Raw genomic sequence first — 19876 nt, 5'->3', positions numbered from 1 at the left:
GGGACGGACCTTTGTTGTTTGGTTCGAAAGTAATGATTTCGATCAGAGGATTTCCAATCATCCTCTATTTTGATTAATCCGCTTCTCTCGACTCTCAGAAATCATAGGAGGAATGAAATGGGGTTTTGGACATATATTGAAATGGATTAGGTCACTTAGGGTAAATGTCTGTTTAGAATAAAAATTCTGAAAATAGATTGCAACATTTGTAACATCTTGTATAATAATAAACATATTAAATTTTAGAAAAGTAACACAATTATGAAAAGAGAGAATTGTTCTAAGGGGAGGATTTGAATGAGTCAAGCACGTCCTTTACTAACATTAGAAGATTTAAGGACCTCCTTTTTTACAGATGACGGAGAAGTTCCTGCAGTCGATGGCGTTAGTTTTCATGTGAACGAAGGAGAAATACTCGGAGTGGTCGGAGAAAGCGGATGTGGGAAAAGTGTAACGTCCCTATCGATCATGGGACTCGTGCCCAGCCCACCGGGGAAGATCACAGGGGGCAAAATCCTTTATAAAGATGAAGACCTGACGAAAGCCAGTGAGAAACGAATGAGGGATATCCGTGGAAATGATATCGCAATGATCTTCCAGGAGCCGATGACATCGCTGAACCCTGTTTTTACCATAGGAGATCAATTGACTGAAGCAATCAGAATACATACGAAAGCGACAAAGAAAGAAGCAAGGGACAAAGCAGTCGAAATCATGAAAATGGTCGGTCTTCCCCGCGCGGATGAACTGATCAAAGAATACCCGCATCAACTTTCCGGAGGGATGAGGCAGAGGGTCATGATCGCCATGGCCATGGTATGCGATCCGCAGGTGCTGATTGCGGATGAGCCGACGACGGCGCTTGATGTGACGATCCAGGCTCAAATCTTAAAGCTCATGAAGAAGCTGAACAAAGAGTTGAATACGGCAGTCCTCCTGATTACCCACGACCTTGGAGTGGTGGCTGAAACATGCGAAAGGATCGTTGTCATGTATTCGGGGAAAGTGGTGGAGGAAGGGACAGTCGAAGAAATCTTCAAAAATCCGCAGCACCCATATACAAAAGGACTCATCCAGTCCGTTCCCGACATGCGTGTGAAGCAACAAAGGCTCCACTCCATCCAGGGGAACGTCCCGAAACCAGGGTCGATCAAAAGGGGATGCAGGTTTGCGGCGCGCTGCGAATCTGCGTTTGACCGCTGCTTGGTAGAAACGCCGGAACTATATGAAACGACACCAGGACATTGCACAAGGTGCTTCCTGTTCGATGAAACAGAGGAGGGAGTTTATGACGGAACCATTGCTAAAGGTTGAAAATCTAAAAAAACATTTCCCGATCACAGGCGGGATCCTTGGACGGCCTGTCAGTTCGGTAAAGGCGGTTGATGGTATTTCCTTCACCGTCAATAAAGGGGAAACCCTGGGGATTGTCGGCGAAAGCGGCTGTGGTAAATCCACGACCGGAAGGATGCTGATGAGACTGATTGATCCGTCAGAGGGAAGCGTCACGTTTGAGGACGTTGAACTTACGAGTCTATCAAACTCTGAAATGCGAAAAATCCGCAAAGAAATCCAAATGGTCTTCCAGGATCCCTACGCTTCCTTGAATCCGAGGCACACAGTCGAGAAAATCCTCGAGGAGCCGCTCAAGGTCCATGGGATGGGTTCTGCCAAGGAACGCAAGGAAAGAGTGCATGAACTTCTGAATATCGTCGGGTTGAGCAGTTATCACGCGAAACGCTACCCGCACCAATTCAGCGGCGGACAGCGGCAGCGGATCGGGATTGCCCGCGCACTCATGACGAAACCGAAACTGATCATTGCAGATGAACCCGTCTCTGCATTAGACGTATCGATCCAGTCACAGGTTTTAAATTTAATGCAGGATCTTCAAAAAGAGTTCGAACTCACCTATATTTTCATTGCTCATGATCTGGGTGTAGTCAGACATATAAGTGATAGAGTCGGAGTCATGTATTTAGGGAAAATGGTAGAACTCAGTGATAGTGAAAGTTTATATGAAAAACCGATGCATCCATACACTCAGGCGCTTCTATCGGCGGTTCCGATACCGGATCCGGACTTTAAGAGGGAAACGCAGTTATTGCAAGGCGACATTCCGAGTCCGTCCAACCCGCCTAGCGGATGCACATTCCATACCCGATGTCCTCATGCGACCGAGGTATGCAAGCAGAAGGTTCCAGAATTCAAGGAACACCAACCAGGGCATTATGTAGCTTGTCATCTCTATTAGGCGGCAAGTCTCATAAGTATAAAACATTTATCAGGAGGGGATTTCATTGAGAAAAAAAGGCTGGTCAATTTTAATGCTGTTGATCTTGGTCCTGTCATCCGTATTATACGGATGCGGAGGATCTGAGGGATCTTCAGGTGAAGGCAGTGACGGAAAAGATAAGGGAGATCCAAAGGTATTGATCTTTGGACGCGGTGGAGACTCGGTTGCCCTTGACCCGGGAGTTGTAACCGACGGAGAGTCATTTAAAGTAACAAAGAATATCTTCGAAACATTACTTAAATTCGGAGAGCAGGATACGGAACCAAATCCAGGACTTGCAGAAGACTGGAAGGTTTCCGATGATGGATTAACTTACACGTTCATGCTTCGTGAAGGTGTTAAATTCCAAGACGGCACTGACTTTAATGCAGATGCTGTTGTAAAGAACTTCGAACGCTGGATGAATGGGAATGCAGATCAATTCCCTTACTACGGCTCTATGTTCGGAGGATTCAAAGCTGATGAAGGCCATGTAATCAAAGAAGTGAAGGCAGTGGACGAAAAGACGGTTGAATTCGTTCTGAAACGCCCACAAGCTCCATTCTTGAAGAATATCGCGATGAGCCCATTCGCCATCGTCAGCCCGAAAGCAATCGATGAATTGGGAGACAAGCTTGGCGAAGCACCGACCGATGCAGGTACTGGTCCTTTCAAATTCGTTGAGTGGAAACGTAATGACAAAATCGTTCTTGAAAAGAATGAAGACTACTGGAACAAAGATCTACCTAAATTGGATCAAGTCGTATTCAAATCGATCCCTGAAAACTCTGCTCGTCTGAATGCACTGATCTCAGGCGAAATCGACCTTGCAGATGGTGTTAACCCAAGTGATGCAGGTCAAGTGGAAAGCAACGACCAATTACAATTATTCGAGCGTCCTTCAATGAACGTTGGATACTTAGGATTAACGTCAACTCGTAAGCCATTCGATGATCCAAAAGTACGTCAAGCTATCAACTATGCAATCAACAAGCAAGAGATCGTTGATGCCTTCTTCGAAGGAAAAGCAAATGTTGCGAAAAACCCTATGCCTCCAGTAATCGCTGGCTACAACGATGACATCGAAGGTTATGAGTACAACCCTGAAAAAGCAAAAGAACTTCTTAAAGAAGCAGGTCACGAAAAAGGATTCGAAATGGAACTATGGGCAATGCCTGTACCTCGTCCTTACATGCCGGATGGCCAGAAGGTTGCAGAAGCAATCCAGGCTGATCTTGCAGAAGTCGGAATCAAAGCCAACATCGTATCTTACGAGTGGGCGACTTACCTTGATAAAGCAAGCAAAGGTGAAGCTGATGCATTCTTGCTAGGATGGACAGGTGATAACGGAGACGCTGATAACTTCCTTTATGTGTTACTTGATAAGGATAATATCGGAAGCAACAACTACACTTACTACAGCAACGACGAGCTTCACAAAATCTTGATCGATGCCCAGACAGAAGTCGACCAAGCGAAGCGTGAAGAGCTTTACAAGCAAGCACAAGAGATCATTCATGAAGATGCTCCATGGGTACCTTTAGCGCACTCTACACCACTACTTGCAGGTAGTGCGGCAATCAAGAACTTCATGCCGCATCCGACAGGTTCCGACTGGTTAGGCGCAGTGGATATCGAACAATAATAAGTATCAGGCGGGGGAGAGATCTTAGTATCCTCCCCCGTTTATACATAGGACCATGGTTCATGGACATGATTAAGACTTCACAGAATACTAGAATCTCCATTCAGAGAGGTGAACAAAATGTTTCAATACACCATTAGAAGATTGCTCCAATTAATCCCTGTTTTACTTGGGATGACCTTGATCGTGTTTTTCATCATCCGGGCGATTCCTGGGGATCCTGCACAGGTCATACTGGGACAGCAGGCAACCAAAGAAGCCGTGGAAGCACTGAGGCTGCAACTTGGACTTGATAATCCATGGTATGTACAATACTTTAACTACCTTGGAGGACTGTTTACCGGTGATCTAGGGGAGTCCCTAAGAACTAAGGTGGAGGTTTCATCAGAGATTTGGCCATATCTTGCTGCAACGTTCGAGCTTGCCATCGTGGCGATCATCATTGCTGTCGTCATAGGCGTGAATGCGGGGATCATCAGTGCCTGGTTCCAAAACTCTTGGTTTGATTACACGGCAATGATCCTGGCATTGATCGGGGTATCGATGCCGATCTTCTGGCTTGGGTTGATGGAACAATGGGTGTTCGGGCTCCAACTGGACTGGCTGCCGACAACCGGAAGGGAAAATATCCGGAATCCGGTTGAATCGATCACGAATCTTTACCTCATCGATACCCTCATGCAAGGCGATTTCAAACAATTTGTGGAAGTGGTCAAACATCTGATCCTGCCAGGGATTGCATTAGCAACGATCCCTATGGCAATCATTGCCCGGATGACACGCTCGAGCATGCTTGAGGTCATGAGAGCGGACTACATCCGCACAGCAAGGGCAAAGGGATTGAAGATGTTTTGGGTTGTGTACAAGCACTCATTGAAAAATGCCATCATTCCTGTGTTGACTGTTATTGGTTTGCAGATGGGTCTGCTTCTTGGTGGTGCCATCCTGACCGAAACGATATTCGGATGGCCGGGGATCGGTCGTTACATCTACGAAGCGATCGGCTATCGTGATTATCCCGTCATCCAATCCGGGATCCTGGTCGTTGCCACCATCTTCGTGACGATTAACTTAATCGTTGACTTATTGTATGCGGCAGTAGACCCACGAATCAAATACAACTAACATCGACAGAAGAAAGAGGTGATCTCTCATGGCAGAAATAGCAGAACCGCAAAAAGAGTTGAGTCCGTCCATCCAGGAGGAAACGGTTTCTCCCTGGAAAGAGGCGTGGAAAAGTTTCGTTAAAAATAAAATTGCCCTCGTAGGCTTTTGTATCGTCTTATTCTTCGTGATTCTCGCAATAGCCGCTCCTGCCATTGCCCCACAAGGGATCAATGAACAGGATTTATCAAAAAGGCTGCAGGCACCTTCTTCGGAGCATTGGCTTGGTACCGATGATTTCGGCCGTGATATCTTGTCAAGGATCATACATGGTGCGAGGATTTCCTTATGGGTTGGATTCTTTGCCGTAATCGGATCAGCCGTTGCAGGGAGTCTTTTAGGCATCGTCGCCGGTTATTATGGAAGATGGGTCGATACCCTGATTTCACGCATTTTCGATATCATGCTTGCGTTCCCAAGTATCCTGCTTGCGATCGCAGTGGTAGCAGCACTCGGGCCATCGTTAAGAAACGCATTGATTGCCATTGCCATCATCAACATTCCGAACTTTGGACGCCTCATCCGTTCGAGGGTGTTAAGCGTCAAGCAGGAGGAATACGTCATGGCGGCAAAAGCAATCGGGATGAAGGACAGCCGGATTCTATTCAGCCATGTTCTTCCGAATAGTATGGCACCGATCATCGTTCAAGGAACACTGGCAATCGCAACAGCCATCATTGAAGCGGCTGCCCTCGGATTTCTTGGTCTTGGTGCACAGGCACCTACCCCGGAATGGGGCAAAATGCTTGCCGATGCCCGCATGTTCATGCTCCAGGCTCCATGGACCATGATCTTCCCCGGACTCGCCATCATGCTGACTGTTCTCGGCTTCAACTTGATGGGGGATGGACTGCGTGATGCACTCGATCCGAAGATGAAAAATTGATAGCATCAATGAGCAGAATTTTTCTACAGTACAGATCGATGTGCTGAAGGGACATTCTGCTTTTCTTTTCTACCATTCTCAGTTTCATCTTCGGAGAATTTCCCGGAAAAATGAGTTCCCATAAAAAAAGCTATTGAGATTCCTTCTCAACTACACTATACTTTTATTATGAAAACAATGAGAATCATTCTCGTTTGGTTGTAGAGAGGGGTTATACATAGTGAATAAACCATGGAAAGTCATTTCTGCTTCAGTACTTGCCTCCACGTTAGTACTCGCAGGGTGCATGAATGATAAGGAAGATGCTTCAAAAACCAATGGAACAGTCACCGATCAAAACAAAGAGGATGCGAGCTCCAGTAAAGTAAATGTATCCGATTACACGTTTGATACAGCGGGCAATATGTTTGCTTATGCAGAATTCGAATTGTCAGGTGAACCTCTTGCGGAAAGTCTGGGACTGGACTTGGATCTCCTTGATGTGAATAAATTGGACCAGCCTACACCGTTTGACTATACGGCAGGTGTTGAATCTTACGAATACTCAGAGGAAGCGATGTATGAAGTAGTTGAGAAGTCGGGCATGGGGCTTCATTTGATCAATGGCCCGGCAGTAGACTTGCTTGAAGATGGGGGCTCCCCTGAAGAGAAGCTAGGAAACCGATTCTATGAATTGGCTGATGCTGTCGGTTACCAGAGAGAGGAAATATTCAAGAATATGTTCCCTACCTTCATTGAGTATTCCTCTGGCGATCCACATTATAAAGAAGAAGTCGATACGAGCGAATATGCTTCAAACGGGGACGACAGCTATGTTCCTGTCTATCAAGTAAACTTCGAATCTCTTCGTTGGGATCGAGATAAAATGGAGAAAACACTTGTGCCATCAGCATACGGTGCAACGTTCTTAAAGCAGGCGCTGTGGGCAGGCGATTTTATGGGAGGTTTCCATACGGTCGATGGTGACGAAGAACTGGCAGGAGAAACATCCAAGGATGACGATGATGAAAATATCGCTCTCGGCGTAAGCTCGGCAGATGGTTTTCAGGGGGCTGTCCTGACAGAAGAGATGTGGAATAAAGTGAACTTCATTTCAGACGAGCTGTTTGTGAATGCTTCTGATGGGCAATTGACGTCCGCAGGCATCGGCAGCCAATATGATCCGGCAAATGGTTTCGTTTATCTTCCACACAGTGTCGGAGTGACCGAAGGTGGAATGGCACAGGCGCCAGGAGCTGAATCACTCTCTGTGAATGATTCACGCAGCGTCCTTCAGGATCAATGGCTCATGCTATGGCCAAGTTCCGAGTTTTTCGGCATGACGGATCAGCGCGATGCCAACACGAATAAAACTCCTTCATTCCAGGCACTGTTCGATGGTGCACCGTATCCTTCCGCTCCTAAAGAAAATAAGGATACCAGTGCATCGAATGATGTAAAAGGGACGGATCCATTCTCTGCGAATGCCAATGTGATGCTCCATGTTTTCAAAAACATCGATGCGATGCATTTTAACAATGATAAAGGTGTCTTCGTGACTGAGAATGATGGTAAGGAACAAGGAACATATATGGATACGTTCCAAGCAGGGTACACGATGGAATCATTAAGAATCTTCCAGAGGGCGATTGATGGCCTTCCGGTCGGGTATGCGTCTGGAGAAGCTGCAGAAGGTTTAAAAACAGAAGAAGGCAAACGCGCCCTAGAGATGATCAGGAAACAGGCAGACTTCATCAAAGATCAACTGATCATGGAATCCGGTCTCGTTGCTAAAGGGTTCGAGCTCGGTAAAGGCGTCGATGAAGAAGTGACATTGGATGCACAATTGGGTGCAATCAGAGGACTGACGGCTGCCTACTTGGCAACCGATGATAAAGGTTATAGGGATGCCGCACGTTCCATTTACACGGCAATGGATGAACAATTATGGAATGAAGATCTGAAAGCATATGAAACTTCAGATGGAAAAATGGAATACACTCCATATACAGCTGGTGCAGTTTCCGCGGCGTTCCGAACAGCACTATTGAATTTAAGCAATGACGGCTCTGACCAGGATTCCCCGGAGAGCCTTGAGATTGAGACGATCACATCCCGCTACACAGAATTCTATGATACAGTCATCGATGGTCCATCAGTCCATGAAGGGATGCAGGCAAGTGAATTCTGGGATACGGGCGATTATTATAACGGGAAGGATACGTCCGGAAATACCGATGGCGACAATGTACCACAGGTGCAAGCAGGACACGGGAAATACGGAATTTCCCCGATTTTACTGCCTGTTACAGTAGAAAAAAGATAAAGTAGGGATTCCATGAAAAAAATAATAGGGTATATAGCAGCGTTTCTCATTGCAGGAACGCTTGTTGCCTGTTCAATAGACGTGATGGGAAATAGTCCGAGTTTTGATACTGTCAGGGACAACGCCGTAAACAGTGACAATATCCTCGAAAATAAAGAGGGGACCAAACTATTCGTTGCCAATCTTGATGCCAATACGGTATCCATTGTGAATGAGAAAACGAAAAAGGTAGAAAAAGAGATTTCCGTCGGGAAAGAGCCTGTGCAGCTTGCATTGTCCCCGGATGAAGACAGGCTGTATGTGTCATGCCGATATGATAATCGAGTGGATGTCATCTCCACCGATAAAGGAGAGGTAGTCGATTCCTATCAAGTCGGCTCGGAACCATTTGGCCTTCTAACGAGCGAAGACGGCAAAACACTTTATGTAACCAATTACCGGGAAAGTACGCTGATGATCGTGGACGTCAAAGAGGGGGAAGTGAAGGAAACGATCCCTGTTCACGACCGGCCGAGGACCCTTGCCATGCCAGCAGGTGGGGAAAAGCTTTATATCCCGCACTACCTGACCGGAGAAATATCCGTATTTGATACATCGAAGGAAAAAATCGTCAAAACGTTCAAATTGGCCGACTCGCCTGACGTGTCCGACCATAAAGCAAGCCAGGGGATCCCGAATACCCTTGAGCAATTTGTTATTGCACCTGATGGCAAAACGGCGTGGATTCCACATCTCGTCACAAATGTGGACACAAAAATCCACTTTGAAGAAACGATCTTTCCTGCCATATCGGTGATTGACTTAACAAAGGATGAAGAAATAGTAGAGGATCGTAAAGAACTTTTCCAAGAAATCAATGTAAAAGATTCAAAGAATGAAACAATCATCGTATCAAACCCTTATGATGTTGCGTTTCAGCAAGATGGATCCAAAGCATACGTTGCGATGGCAGGCAGTGAGGATTTAGTCGTGTTCGACTTAAAGCGTGGAGGGAATGCGACACAGGTTTTAAGAAGAATAAAGGGGGATAATCCTAGGGGATTGGCCCTCAGTAAGGACGGGGAGACGTTATTCGTCCACAATGCGATGACACATGATTTAGCCACCATACGTTCAGGGGGGACATCGACCCATTCAAGGGCGAAGATGCAGGGTGAAAACATCCTCTTGATCAGTGACGATCCCCTTGATCCCCAGGTCCGCCGTGGGAAGACGATTTTTAACAGTGCCAATAGTGATGAATTTGCAGCTGACATCTCGGGCAACAATTGGATGAGCTGTGTGTCCTGTCACAGTGACGGGGAAATCAACGGTTTGACCCTCATGGCCGGGAAAGGTCCGAGGAATGTGCCAACCAATACGAGGGCAGCCGAAACAGGGGTCTTCCTCTGGGATGGAAGCAGGGATGATTTCACCGATTATCTGCTGACCGTACAGGATGAAATGGGAGGCATGATGGAGTATGAGCCTGGTGAAGAGCTTCCTTCGGATGTCGAGGCGATGTATGATGATTTATTCGCATACCTTAAGGATCCCGCTTCCCTGCCGGTACCACAAAGTCCATATAAAGTGAATGGAGAACTGACAACCTCAGCCAAGGAAGGAAAACAACTGTTCGAAGGAAAGGCATCCTGCATTTCCTGTCACAGCGGCAATCAATTCACGGATAGTGTAAAAGCGGTTGATGCTAACGGGAAACTTACCACCGATAATACAGATTTCCTTCATGATATCGGCACGGCAAACAAGCTTGATGTCCCTTCAGAGGGAGACGCGAGGGCAAACTTCACCAATCCCCGCGATGGTATCAGTTTTGATACACCAAGCCTGGTTGGCGTATGGGCCACGGCCCCTTACCTCCATGACGGCAGTGCCAAGACGATCGAGGAATCAATCCAGCGCCATAAGTATGAAGGAAATGAAGGACTGAGTGAGATAGAGATTAGTAAAATCGCTGACTATGTGAGGTCCCTGGACTGAACGGTAAAAAAGCATGCAGAGTCGAACTCTAACGGGGTTTACTTTAGAGGGTTAAGCAAGTAAATATCAAAGCAAAGCGCACTGTATTTCATAATGAAATTTACAGTGCGTTTTTTTATTGTGATGACAGGTGTTATAGGAGGCTATATCTTTTGGGAACTCACATCCTTATTTACATGGGGGGGATAATTATTGTAGGATACGAGATTTTGGCGGGATGTCGTAAAAGTGGCAACTAAGATTAATCAGGAACGATGGATAATATAAGAGATAATATTCAATTAACGGGCCATATAATGGATTAAATAATTTAAGGGTGTGCTAAAATTAAGTGGAAATCGTGAAGTAATATACCCAGACTCATGATGAATCTAACCCAGATTAGACATTAAGCCACTAAAATAAGCCTGGGAGGTAATAACATTTGAAACCAGAGGGGACGCTATACTTTTTCTGTGGGAAGATGGGAGCGGGAAAGTCAACTAAATCAAACCAATTGGCGAAAGATAAACATGCGGTTTTGTTGTCTGAGGATGAATGGCTTTCATCTCTTTATCCGGATCAAATCGAATCCTTTGAGGACTATCTTACATTCTCAGCTCAACTCAAGCCGTTGGTGAAAAAGCATGTCCAACATCTATTAAGTGTAGGTACAAATGTAGTGATGGATTTTCCAGCTAACACCAAAAAACTTCGAAAGTGGTTTTTGGATATAGCCTCAGAGGCTAATGCAAACCATCAACTAATTTACCTGAATCTAACGAACGAGCAATGCTTACGTCAAATTGATCAAAGACGTAAAGAACAACCGGAAAGAACAGCTTTTGATACTGAAGCAGTCTTTAATCATGTTACGAGATTTTTTGAAGCACCAGATGCATCAGAAGGTTTAAATATATTGGAATTCAGAGGACAGGATTAACAAGGAGATCAACACAGTGTTATAAAACGAAAGAAAATTTCGTTTGCAACACCTGATCTTCAGTTTTATCTATATACAACTAATTGTAGTGTAGAAGGGAAATGTTATGAATAGAAAAATGAGGGTTGTTTTACTTGTATTCTTCTGTTTTTTACTATGGCTATACTTTGCAATATATGAATCTTCAATTGATAACTGGTGGACAGTCAATGAGATAAAGCAGGCAACGGAAGATACTGTGCAAATTGGTGTCTCGTTAGTCAAGGTGTTAGTTGGGGCAATGATCTTTATTATTACTGGCTTTTTAATCTATTTATTGTTGAGAAAGAGAAATTAGTTCATATAGCATTAAGCGAGGCTTTGAGGGAAGAAAGCATAAAAAAGATACAGGATTAAAAAGTTTTAAACAAACTAAAACCCGAACTAATTTGCAGTTCGGGTTTAAACTTGTTCCAACAAACAACTAGATTTAGCTCTAACTAGCGGTTGATTGGAGTGCAAGACGAAGACTCCTGCGGGAGAAGCGAGTTAGGTGAGACGTGTCCAGCTCCAGTGGTCTGCTCCCGTTTGAAAATTAACCTTCGACTTTTGAGGCAAATAGCGCCTCTAAAGTCGAAGAACATTTTTCAAAGGGAGCAAAACACCCACTTCCGCTTTTCGACCCCGCAGGAACGGAGTGAAGAGGAGGCACACGGGCTACCCGCGGAAGCCGAAGTCTTGCACGGAAATCATTAGCGGGTATAAAGCCCACGTATTTAAATTGTTCGTATCTAACCCCGTCAGTCGATCACTACAACCTTTTCATTCATTCCTCTTCTTCTCCGATCTCTACCTCATTCTCATCTGTATGATAGGATTGAAAACTCGTAATCAGCTTTTCAAGGTGCTCGAGATGTTCGTCGTAAAGGAAGATGGCTGAAAAGATATGAAGCATATGATAGTTTTGGATATTTCCATTTTCGGTGTTGCTTTGGATTTCAGTCAGCATCCGCTTCATAAGGTCCTTCCGGTGAAGGCATACATCCTGATATGCTTCTGAATCGGTATGGGGATGCATTTTCCCTATGAACTTCAGTAAGAGCTGTTCGTGATAGGTCAGAAGGCAGTCAAGCTGTCCCTTCATGCTGTTCTTCAATTCTTCAGGCAATTGAAGGATCTCATTTTCATATCGATTGATCCGCTTCAGGATATCGAAACTCCTGTTTGCAGATGAAATCATTTGTCTGTAAATGACAAGCTTCCTGCTCTTGGAGATGGAATTCTTCTTGAAATAGTCTCGTTCTTCCTTATATAAAAGGTAAAGCTGATCGACTTTGATCAATTTTTCTTTCATGCGTTCAAGGTCTTTTTTCAGTAAATGGAATTCAGTTGCATGCCTCATGCTCAACCTGATCCATTTAAGGATTTCTTCGCTTGAATCAGAAATGCGATGGTACAATTTCGTTTCGTATTTCGGCGGCAGAAAGATCAGGTTCACAAGAAACGATGAAAACACCCCGATCATGATCGTTGAGAAACGGATTAGGGCAAACTGGATGAATGCCTGATCCGTAACCTCCATGATGGCGATCATCGTCACCAGTGCAAGGCCGATCGTGTTCTCAAGCTTCAATTTCAATATGATGGCAATGGCGATGATGGCTGCAAGCCCTACGACAAGCGGGCTGCTTCCGAATAAAAGCACAAATAAAACTGCTGTCCCGGCACCGATCAAGTTTGCCTGTATTTGTTCAATAATGGATAAATAAGAGCGGTAAATGGTCGGCTGCACAGCAAATATCGCTGCGATCCCGGCAAATACAGGTGATGGTAAATCCAGCAACTGTGAAACAAGCAATGCAATGACAATCGCGATTCCCGTTTTAAATATGCGGGCACCAAGTTTCATGAAAACAGGTCCTTTCTTGAGTAACTTTTAGATAAACAATACTGTACTATACAGGTAGTTTCAGGCAATATCAATAGGCAATTGCAAATAGTTTCATACAAATTTATTACCTTTTTCGACAGGGGTTAAACGGGGGAGGTATCTGTAAGGGATGGGAGGGTTTTCATTTTTTTTGTAGTAAAACAATCCCCCGCCAAAATTGGGGCGGGGGATTCATTCAATTGTATCTTATAGTTGTGCAAAAGCCTTATCGACTGCTTCTAGTGTTACCTTGATATCTTCTTCAGTGTGCTCGGTCGTTAAGAACCATGCTTCATATTTAGAAGGAGCAAGGTTGATTCCTTGGTTCAGCATAAGTTTGAAGAACCTGGCGAACATTTCTCCATCCGTCGCTTCTGCCTGCTCGTAATTTTCAACTTTCTCCTCAGTAAAGTAAAGTGTGAGGGCGCCTTTCAAGCGGTTGATCGAGATCGGTGTGTTGTGTTTCTTCGCTGCCGAGAGGATTCCTTCTTCAAGCATTTGTCCCAGTTTATCCATTTTCTCATAAACACCATCTTGTTTGAGGACTTCAAGGCAGGCGATCCCTGAAAGAATGGATGCAGGATTTCCGGCCATCGTCCCTGCTTGATAGGCAGGTCCGAGCGGTGCGACCTGTTCCATGATTTCCAATTTACCACCGTACGCACCGATCGGAAGTCCTCCACCGATGATCTTCCCGAGCGCAGTCAGGTCCGGTTCTACCTTCAACATGTCCTGTGCTCCGCCGTACATGAAGCGGAATGCGGTGATTACTTCATCATAGATGACAAGACTTCCAGCGTTGTGGGCAATCTCATTCACTTGTTCGAGGAAGCCTTCTTTCGGTTCGACAATTCCGAAATTCCCAACGATCGGTTCGACCAGGATACCGGCAATTTGATCTCCCCATTTTTCCATCGCTTCCTTGAATGGCTCGATATCATTGAATGGGACCGTGATCACTTCCTGTGCGATGCTTTTAGGTACCCCGGCAGAATCTGGTGTTCCAAGTGTGGATGGACCAGAACCTGCCGCAACAAGAACTAAATCGGAGTGTCCGTGATAGCAACCGGCAAACTTGATGATTTTATCGCGGCCAGTGTATGCACGTGCGACACGGATCGTTGTCATGACGGCTTCCGTCCCGGAGTTGACGAATCGTACCTTATCCATATAAGGCATCGCTTCTTTGATCATCTTGGCAAATTTCACTTCATGTTTCGTAGGTGTACCGTATAGCACCCCATTTTCCGCTGCTTTTTTTATGGCTTCAGTAATATGGGGATGGGCATGACCCGTGATGATCGGACCGTATGCTGCCAGGTAGTCGATGTATTTGTTTCCGTCAACGTCCCAGAAATACGCACCTTGACCCCTTTCCATCGCGACGGGGGAACCACCACCGACGGCTTTATAAGAGCGGGAAGGGCTGTTAACACCTCCGACGATATGCTGTAACGCTTCTTTATGTAAGTTCTCTGATTGAGTGAATTTCATATTATACCCTCCTGGTTAATCCTATAAGTCTACTTACCTTCACTATTGTAGTATGCATGAAAGTAAATTAGCAACTTGAACCCTCGTGCTTCATATTTAGTTGGGCAGGCGGAATGATTCTTGATAAGAAAGCGTACATATACGATAGACAGGCTCGAAACGGGGGATGGATATGCTGTATGTACTTGCTGTCATGATCCTGTTGTGTATGATCATGAGTTTAAGGTCGCTTTTTTACCCTTCAAAGTGGAAGGGACATTATGTATCTTTTCAGCATTTCTTCTTTTTAGGAATGTGTTATGTAACCATTATGCTGGGGTTCGGTCTACTGTTTACCCTGCTTGAAATCGAAGGGATACAGATCCTTGTGGAAAACGGGCAGCCGGTATCTGGGGACTTCTATGACCATCTTTTTACCACGATGTACTTCAGCGGCATCACCCTTTTCTCTGTAGGATATGGAGATGTGACTCCGGTCGGGATCGGCAGGGGCATTGCTCTTATCGAATCTTGGCTTGGCTACACGATACCCGCTGCCTTTGTTGTAAAGTCATTTTTGAATCAAGATAAGTAGCCGTATTATTTGAGTTTTCCCTCTCTTTTGGGTACGCTAAAAGTAGAAATAAACTTAATGGAGGGATTAGGAAATGACGGTTGAAACTGGACAAAAGGCACCCCAATTCGAATTGATGGCAAGCAACGGAGAGAACGTGAAGCTATCTGATTACAAAGGGAAGCATGTCGTTCTCTACTTTTACCCGAAAGATATGACACCTGGGTGTACAACGGAAGCGTGCGATTTCAGGGATCAGCATGAGAACTTTGAACAACTAGATGCAGTGATCCTCGGAGTAAGCCCGGACCCGGTCGAGAAACACGAAAAATTTGTGGACAAGCACGGCCTCCCTTTTTTACTGCTGGTTGATGAAGATCATAAAGTTGCAGAAGAATACGGTGTTTGGAAACTTAAAAAGAATTTCGGAAAAGAATATATGGGCATCGAGCGTTCAACCTTCATCATCGATAAGGAAGGAAACCTCGTTAAAGAATGGAGAAAAGTGAGAGTCAAAGGCCATGTCGAGGAAGCACTCCATTACATAGAGGAAAACCTCTCTTAAGCCTATTTTTTAGCCTAATTTACCCGTGATGAGGCGGATGTCCATTCACATCCGTTGTATGGACATATAGTAAGAGTAGGGCAACCTCCTCAAATAAGTCAGTCTCATCCGTGTATAGGATCGATGTTCATCGGTCCTTTTTTTTATTCCTGCTTGCACACTGTGAAAGCCTGCGGTATCCGAATACGGGATAAAATATGGTAAACTATCTTCAATGGGGATGGGAGGGTACATGATGAAGATTGTCTTTACATTTCAGCCGAAGGAAGAGTTTGTCGACGATTTGACTCAGCAATTTCCGGAAGTTGATTTTTTGTTTTATAAAAAAATCGAGGAAGCCGAATCTGCATTACCTCATGCAGATATCTTAGTCACGATGGGCGAGGACTTGTCGGAGCGGCATATAGAGCTCTCGGGGAAACTTAAATGGATCATGGTGACGTCTGCCGGCCTTGAGAAAATGCCATTTGAATCAATCAGGGAGAAGGGGATCCTGGTCACCAATGCAAGGGGCATACATAAAATCCCGATGGCGGAGTTTACGTTCGGATTGATCCTTCAACATGCAAAGCAACTGCAGCTTGTGCGTAAGCAGGAGGAAGAAGCTGTCTGGAGCAGGAGGGTCCCAACCTCTGAACTTCACGGTGCAACCTTGATGGTCTTGGGAGCGGGGGCAATTGGAAGTGAGATCGCAAGGATCGGTAAGGCGTTCAATATGGAGACATCCGGAGTGAATACGACAGGTAACCAATCTGGGCACTTCGACCGCATGTTTACGCTACAGAACTTCGAAGAATATCTTCCACATGCAGATTATATCGTCTCTGTCCTGCCGAGCACCGGAGAAACCACATACATTCTTCAATCAAACCATTTCGAAGCTATGAAGGACACCTCTGTTTTCATTAATGTCGGTCGAGGTGACCTTGTGGAGGAATCCGTCCTGCTACATGCAGTGAGGAATAAGATGATCGGGCATTTCTACCTTGACGTCTTCGAGCAAGAGCCTCTGGCTTCTGATCACCCTTTCTGGCGGGAGGAAGGAATTACGGTGACGCCGCATTTATCGAGCATCACCAAGATGTATATGCCGAGAGCGTTTGATATTTTTAAAAAGAATTTGGAATCATATCTTAATAAGAGCGAAGAACTGATTAATGTGATCGACACAGAGAGGGGATATTAATATGAAGATTTATACGAAATCAGGCGATAAAGGGACTACCTCACTTGTATATGGATCACGTGTATCCAAAAAGGATCAGCGTGTGGAAGCATACGGAACTTGCGATGAGGCGAATTCAATGATTGGTCTCGGGTTAAGCTATCTGAAAGTCGAATACTTTGACGGAAAAGAACAGTTTGAGGGTTTCTTTCATAAAATCCAGACGATCCTATTCCATGTCGGAGCGGAACTCGCAACCCCTCCCGGTAAAGAAGTGAAGTGGAAGCTTGAAAGTTCAAATATCGAGGAGTTAGAGAAACAAATCGATTCTTTGGATGGAACCTTGACGCCATTGAATAATTTCATCCTTCCTGGCGGACACCCGGCAGGAGCAGCGATGCACACGGCGAGAACGATTGTGAGAAGGGCGGAAAGGGAGGCAGTGGGAATTGGGGAAGACGTCAATCCTTTAGTGCTGTCTTACCTGAATCGATTATCTGACTTCCTATTTGTGGCTGCGAGATATATCAATCAACAATTGGGGGAAGAAGAGAGGAATCTGCATCAGTGACTCTTACTTCTTAACCAATTGAAGCTTCTCCGCCAGTAGTTCATCCTTTTGTGGAAATATTCAGTGGGGACAATGGAGAAAGATTGACAAAAGCCACTCTCGATTAGTACACTATTTATAAAGATTATAAATTAATAATTCTTATGAAAAGAGGTGCATGACGATGTCAGAAGATGGACAATTGAAAGAAGCCATTTCAACATTGAAAGAAACAGGAGTCCGTATCACGCCTCAACGTCATGCGATTTTAGAGTATCTTATCGATTCAATGGCTCATCCTACAGCTGATGACATATATAAAGCACTTGAGGGAAAGTTTCCCAACATGAGTGTGGCTACGGTCTATAATAACCTACGGGTCTTCCGTGAAGTTGGGCTTGTAAAGGAATTGACTTACGGAGATGCTTCTAGTCGCTTTGATTTTGTCACGACAGATCATTACCATGTCATTTGCGATGGATGCGGCAAGATCGTTGACTTTCATTATCCCGGACTTGATGAAGTCGAACATCTCGCCTCTCACGTAACGGGATTTAAAGTAAACAATCACCGAATGGAGATTTACGGAACTTGCCCGGATTGTTCTGTCAAAGAAACTCACTAGAAAGAATGGTTCCCAGTTGAACCATTCTTTTTTTGTTGCGGATATGTAAAAACAAAAAGACCTCCTTCAATGGGCGGTCTTTCTTGTCATAAGTTAGTTCTTTTTATTATAATCTTCATTGAATTCTTCGCCCTCAAGTTCAGGGTCGAGAGTGAGCGGTTCATTACAGTACATACACATATCTACACGGCCCAGCACCTTTGTGACCTTGCCGCAATTTGGACATTGGACCTGCACTGCCTTGGTCGATAACATCCCGATCCAGAAATAAACAACCGTACTGCCGATGATTGCAAGAAAACCGAGCAACATAAAGATCGTCATCACCCAGGGATGTGATTTGAAATAGATTCCTACATACATAATGATAAAACCGATAAATACCAAGCTTAAAGCAAACGTACGAATTTTATTGATCTTACTCGAATAGTTCTTTGCCATGATTGTCCCTCCTAGAGAAATACTATACCATATTTGTGGGTATGAGTGGATAAGAAAACCATCTGTCGAAAAATGACTATTATGAGAGAAGGAAATCGTGAATCGATGTCGAAATAGTTACCAACCAATGATTGATGTGGAGGAGTTTGTAATGGAAGACATTTTACGCCCTATTTATCAGGAACGTACCAGCCACCCAAATACATTAGGTGTCTTATTAATAGAACAAAGCAAGAAATCAAGCCCGGTCACGGATACATTTGATATCGTATTGTTCCTTATTGTAAAAGAGGCGGATGAACCTGTATTTGTTAAGCATTATACTTACAAAGATCACAAGGCCGCCTTGCATATCGTGACAGAAGAAAAACTGAAAGAGTGGATCTTACTCGGTTCCAATAGGAAAGTAATCGACTGGCTATTCAATGGAAAGATACTATTTGACCGTAATGAATATGTTCAGGGCCTTAGAACCGAATTAAGGGACTTCCCGTTCTATGGGAGGAAAATCAAGATGGGAATGGAATTCGGGAAGCTGATCCGCCGTTATATGGATGGAAAGGTGTTCTTTGAATCCAAACATTATCTGGATGCCTACAATCATATCGTTCACTCGCTGCATCATCTGGCGAGACTCGCTGTCATTGAAAACGGGTTCCACCCTGAAGTGACCGTCTGGAACCAAGTGAAGCAAATCGAACCTGAAATCTATAAATTATATGAAGAGCTTGTCACCAGTGAAGAACCGATTGATAAAAGGCTAGAGCTGTTATTCCTGGCCAGTGAGTTCCTGATCCACTCAAGAACCAAGGTGGCATCAGAACACTTGGTTAGCATTTTGGAACAGAAGGATAGCTGGAGTTTCCAAGAGCTCCTCAACCATGAGGAAGCGAGACATTATTCCGTTGACCTCGGGATGCTGATCGAATATTTAACGGATAAAGGCTTTGTTGAAATTGTCGATGTGGAGACGAAGGGTAAAGGCGTTTATCATCGGTATTATCAAGCGCCGAAAAAATTATAGTAAAATATTAATTTGTTGTTGACTTAAAGTCTGAAGCTTGATATATTATTACTTGTCGCTGCTGAACGACAAATGAGTACGGTCAGTGGCGACATTGAAAAAATAAAAAAAGTTGTTGACATCGAGTTGATAACTTGATATGATGTAAAGGTCGCTTCAAACGAAGCACTTAACAAATTGAACCTTGAAAACTGAACAAAACAAGACAATACGTCAACGTTAATTCTTGATTTACCGTAACGATTATCGTTACAAAAAAAGAGCTATTCAAACTTTTATCGGAGAGTTTGATCCTGGCTCAGGACGAACGCTGGCGGCGTGCCTAATACATGCAAGTCGAGCGGATCGATGGGAGCTTGCTCCCTGAGATCAG

General features: G+C 44.6%; 18 protein-coding genes and 1 rRNA gene. 16 read left to right on the top strand and 3 right to left on the bottom strand.

Annotation, left to right across the window (positions count from 1 at the left end; all coding sequences use genetic code 11):
• The first annotated feature begins 297 nt into the window (after positions 1–297).
• The 9 genes from LCM10_RS11475 (at position 298) to LCM10_RS11435 (ending at position 11514) form a co-directional block, all read left to right on the top strand.
• Positions 298–1314 carry an ABC transporter ATP-binding protein gene (locus tag LCM10_RS11475; protein WP_224876420.1) on the top strand — a complete coding sequence of 339 codons (1017 nt, stop codon included), beginning with the start codon at positions 298–300 and terminating at the stop codon, positions 1312–1314.
• The gene (locus LCM10_RS11470; protein WP_224876419.1) at positions 1289–2254 is read left to right on the top strand and encodes an ABC transporter ATP-binding protein; all 966 of its coding nucleotides are present in this window, start codon (positions 1289–1291) and stop codon (positions 2252–2254) included. The genes LCM10_RS11475 and LCM10_RS11470 overlap by 26 nt, the downstream gene beginning before the upstream one ends.
• Positions 2255–2327: 73 nt before the next feature.
• Complete coding sequence (locus LCM10_RS11465; protein ID WP_224876951.1) at positions 2328–3920, top strand: ABC transporter substrate-binding protein; 1593 nt, start codon at positions 2328–2330, stop codon at positions 3918–3920.
• Between the two features lie 120 nt (positions 3921–4040).
• Complete coding sequence (locus LCM10_RS11460; protein ID WP_224876418.1) at positions 4041–5045, top strand: ABC transporter permease; 1005 nt, start codon at positions 4041–4043, stop codon at positions 5043–5045.
• 28 nt (positions 5046–5073) lie between these two features.
• Positions 5074–5970, top strand: a complete 897-nt coding sequence (locus LCM10_RS11455; protein ID WP_224876417.1) for an ABC transporter permease — start codon at positions 5074–5076, stop codon at positions 5968–5970.
• A gap of 217 nt (positions 5971–6187) precedes the next feature.
• Entirely contained in the window at positions 6188–8275 is a 2088-nt protein-coding gene (locus tag LCM10_RS11450) for a hypothetical protein (RefSeq protein WP_224876950.1), read from the top strand.
• A 12-nt stretch (positions 8276–8287) separates the two neighbouring features.
• Positions 8288–10255, top strand: a complete 1968-nt coding sequence (locus LCM10_RS11445; RefSeq protein ID WP_412103395.1) for a cytochrome c peroxidase — start codon at positions 8288–8290, stop codon at positions 10253–10255.
• 424 nt (positions 10256–10679) lie between these two features.
• Positions 10680–11177 (top strand): AAA family ATPase, encoded by a 498-nt coding sequence (locus LCM10_RS11440; protein WP_224876416.1) that lies wholly within the window; start codon positions 10680–10682, stop codon positions 11175–11177.
• A gap of 106 nt (positions 11178–11283) precedes the next feature.
• Positions 11284–11514, top strand: a complete 231-nt coding sequence (locus tag LCM10_RS11435) for a hypothetical protein (RefSeq protein WP_224876415.1) — start codon at positions 11284–11286, stop codon at positions 11512–11514.
• 468 nt (positions 11515–11982) lie between these two features.
• Here LCM10_RS11435 and LCM10_RS11430 read toward each other — a convergent pair whose 3' ends face one another.
• Both LCM10_RS11430 and LCM10_RS11425 read right to left on the bottom strand, forming a co-directional pair.
• Positions 11983–13065: an FUSC family protein gene (locus LCM10_RS11430; protein ID WP_224876414.1), complete on the bottom strand. Its 1083-nt coding sequence runs from the start codon at positions 13063–13065 to the stop codon at positions 11983–11985.
• 228 nt (positions 13066–13293) lie between these two features.
• Positions 13294–14580, bottom strand: a complete 1287-nt coding sequence (locus LCM10_RS11425) for a glutamate-1-semialdehyde 2,1-aminomutase (protein ID WP_224876413.1) — start codon at positions 14578–14580, stop codon at positions 13294–13296.
• A gap of 172 nt (positions 14581–14752) precedes the next feature.
• Here LCM10_RS11425 and LCM10_RS11420 point away from each other — a divergent pair, with 172 nt between their 5' ends.
• The 5 genes from LCM10_RS11420 to perR all read left to right on the top strand — a co-directional run bounded on the left by LCM10_RS11420 (position 14753) and on the right by perR (position 18038).
• On the top strand, positions 14753–15154 hold the full coding sequence (locus LCM10_RS11420; RefSeq protein WP_224876412.1) for an ion channel: 402 nt from the start codon (positions 14753–14755) through the stop codon (positions 15152–15154).
• Positions 15155–15227: 73 nt separating this feature from the next.
• On the top strand, positions 15228–15698 hold the full coding sequence (gene bcp / locus LCM10_RS11415; protein ID WP_224876411.1) for a thioredoxin-dependent thiol peroxidase: 471 nt from the start codon (positions 15228–15230) through the stop codon (positions 15696–15698).
• 232 nt (positions 15699–15930) lie between these two features.
• On the top strand, positions 15931–16884 hold the full coding sequence (locus tag LCM10_RS11410; protein WP_318247491.1) for a D-2-hydroxyacid dehydrogenase: 954 nt from the start codon (positions 15931–15933) through the stop codon (positions 16882–16884).
• A gap of 1 nt (position 16885) precedes the next feature.
• Positions 16886–17434, top strand: coding sequence for a cob(I)yrinic acid a,c-diamide adenosyltransferase (locus LCM10_RS11405; protein ID WP_224876410.1), 549 nt, complete (start codon positions 16886–16888; stop codon positions 17432–17434).
• A gap of 157 nt (positions 17435–17591) precedes the next feature.
• A complete protein-coding gene (gene perR, locus LCM10_RS11400; protein WP_224876409.1) occupies positions 17592–18038 on the top strand; it encodes a peroxide-responsive transcriptional repressor PerR in 447 nt (148 codons plus the stop codon).
• A 93-nt stretch (positions 18039–18131) separates the two neighbouring features.
• On the opposite strand, the gene LCM10_RS11395 is transcribed toward perR, so the two are convergent.
• On the bottom strand, positions 18132–18479 hold the full coding sequence (locus LCM10_RS11395; protein ID WP_224876408.1) for a YgzB family protein: 348 nt from the start codon (positions 18477–18479) through the stop codon (positions 18132–18134).
• Between the two features lie 151 nt (positions 18480–18630).
• Between LCM10_RS11395 and LCM10_RS11390 the strand changes: the two genes are divergently transcribed.
• Both LCM10_RS11390 and LCM10_RS11385 read left to right on the top strand, forming a co-directional pair.
• A complete protein-coding gene (locus LCM10_RS11390) occupies positions 18631–19503 on the top strand; it encodes a nucleotidyltransferase-like protein (protein ID WP_224876407.1) in 873 nt (290 codons plus the stop codon).
• Positions 19504–19778: 275 nt separating this feature from the next.
• Positions 19779–19876, top strand: a 16S ribosomal RNA gene (locus tag LCM10_RS11385); the annotation flags it as partial.

This window comes from Rossellomorea aquimaris (assembly GCF_020171925.1).
In the GTDB taxonomy this organism is placed as follows: domain Bacteria; phylum Bacillota; class Bacilli; order Bacillales; family Bacillaceae_B; genus Rossellomorea; species Rossellomorea aquimaris_F.
Note: the sequence above shows the minus strand (reverse complement) of the source record. Positions and strands in the feature narration are given on the sequence as shown.

Bases quoted from the DNA above. Each gene is read 5' to 3' on its own strand.
- LCM10_RS11465 (WP_224876951.1), top strand. From the start codon at position 2,328: ATGCTGTTGATCTTGGTCCTGTCATCCGTATTATACGGATGCGGAGGA.
- LCM10_RS11455 (WP_224876417.1), top strand. From the start codon at position 5,074: ATGGCAGAAATAGCAGAACCGCAAAAAGAGTTGAGTCCGTCCATCCAG.
- LCM10_RS11460 (WP_224876418.1), top strand. From the start codon at position 4,041: ATGTTTCAATACACCATTAGAAGATTGCTCCAATTAATCCCTGTTTTA.
- LCM10_RS11470 (WP_224876419.1), top strand. From the start codon at position 1,289: ATGACGGAACCATTGCTAAAGGTTGAAAATCTAAAAAAACATTTCCCG.
- LCM10_RS11405 (WP_224876410.1), top strand. From the start codon at position 16,886: ATGAAGATTTATACGAAATCAGGCGATAAAGGGACTACCTCACTTGTA.
- LCM10_RS11445 (WP_412103395.1), top strand. From the start codon at position 8,288: ATGAAAAAAATAATAGGGTATATAGCAGCGTTTCTCATTGCAGGAACG.
- LCM10_RS11390 (WP_224876407.1), top strand. From the start codon at position 18,631: ATGGAAGACATTTTACGCCCTATTTATCAGGAACGTACCAGCCACCCA.
- LCM10_RS11435 (WP_224876415.1), top strand. From the start codon at position 11,284: ATGAATAGAAAAATGAGGGTTGTTTTACTTGTATTCTTCTGTTTTTTA.
- LCM10_RS11410 (WP_318247491.1), top strand. From the start codon at position 15,931: ATGATGAAGATTGTCTTTACATTTCAGCCGAAGGAAGAGTTTGTCGAC.
- LCM10_RS11425 (WP_224876413.1), bottom strand. From the start codon at position 14,580: ATGAAATTCACTCAATCAGAGAACTTACATAAAGAAGCGTTACAGCAT.
- bcp (WP_224876411.1), top strand. From the start codon at position 15,228: ATGACGGTTGAAACTGGACAAAAGGCACCCCAATTCGAATTGATGGCA.
- LCM10_RS11430 (WP_224876414.1), bottom strand. From the start codon at position 13,065: ATGAAACTTGGTGCCCGCATATTTAAAACGGGAATCGCGATTGTCATT.
- LCM10_RS11395 (WP_224876408.1), bottom strand. From the start codon at position 18,479: ATGGCAAAGAACTATTCGAGTAAGATCAATAAAATTCGTACGTTTGCT.
- LCM10_RS11420 (WP_224876412.1), top strand. From the start codon at position 14,753: ATGCTGTATGTACTTGCTGTCATGATCCTGTTGTGTATGATCATGAGT.
- LCM10_RS11475 (WP_224876420.1), top strand. From the start codon at position 298: ATGAGTCAAGCACGTCCTTTACTAACATTAGAAGATTTAAGGACCTCC.
- perR (WP_224876409.1), top strand. From the start codon at position 17,592: ATGACGATGTCAGAAGATGGACAATTGAAAGAAGCCATTTCAACATTG.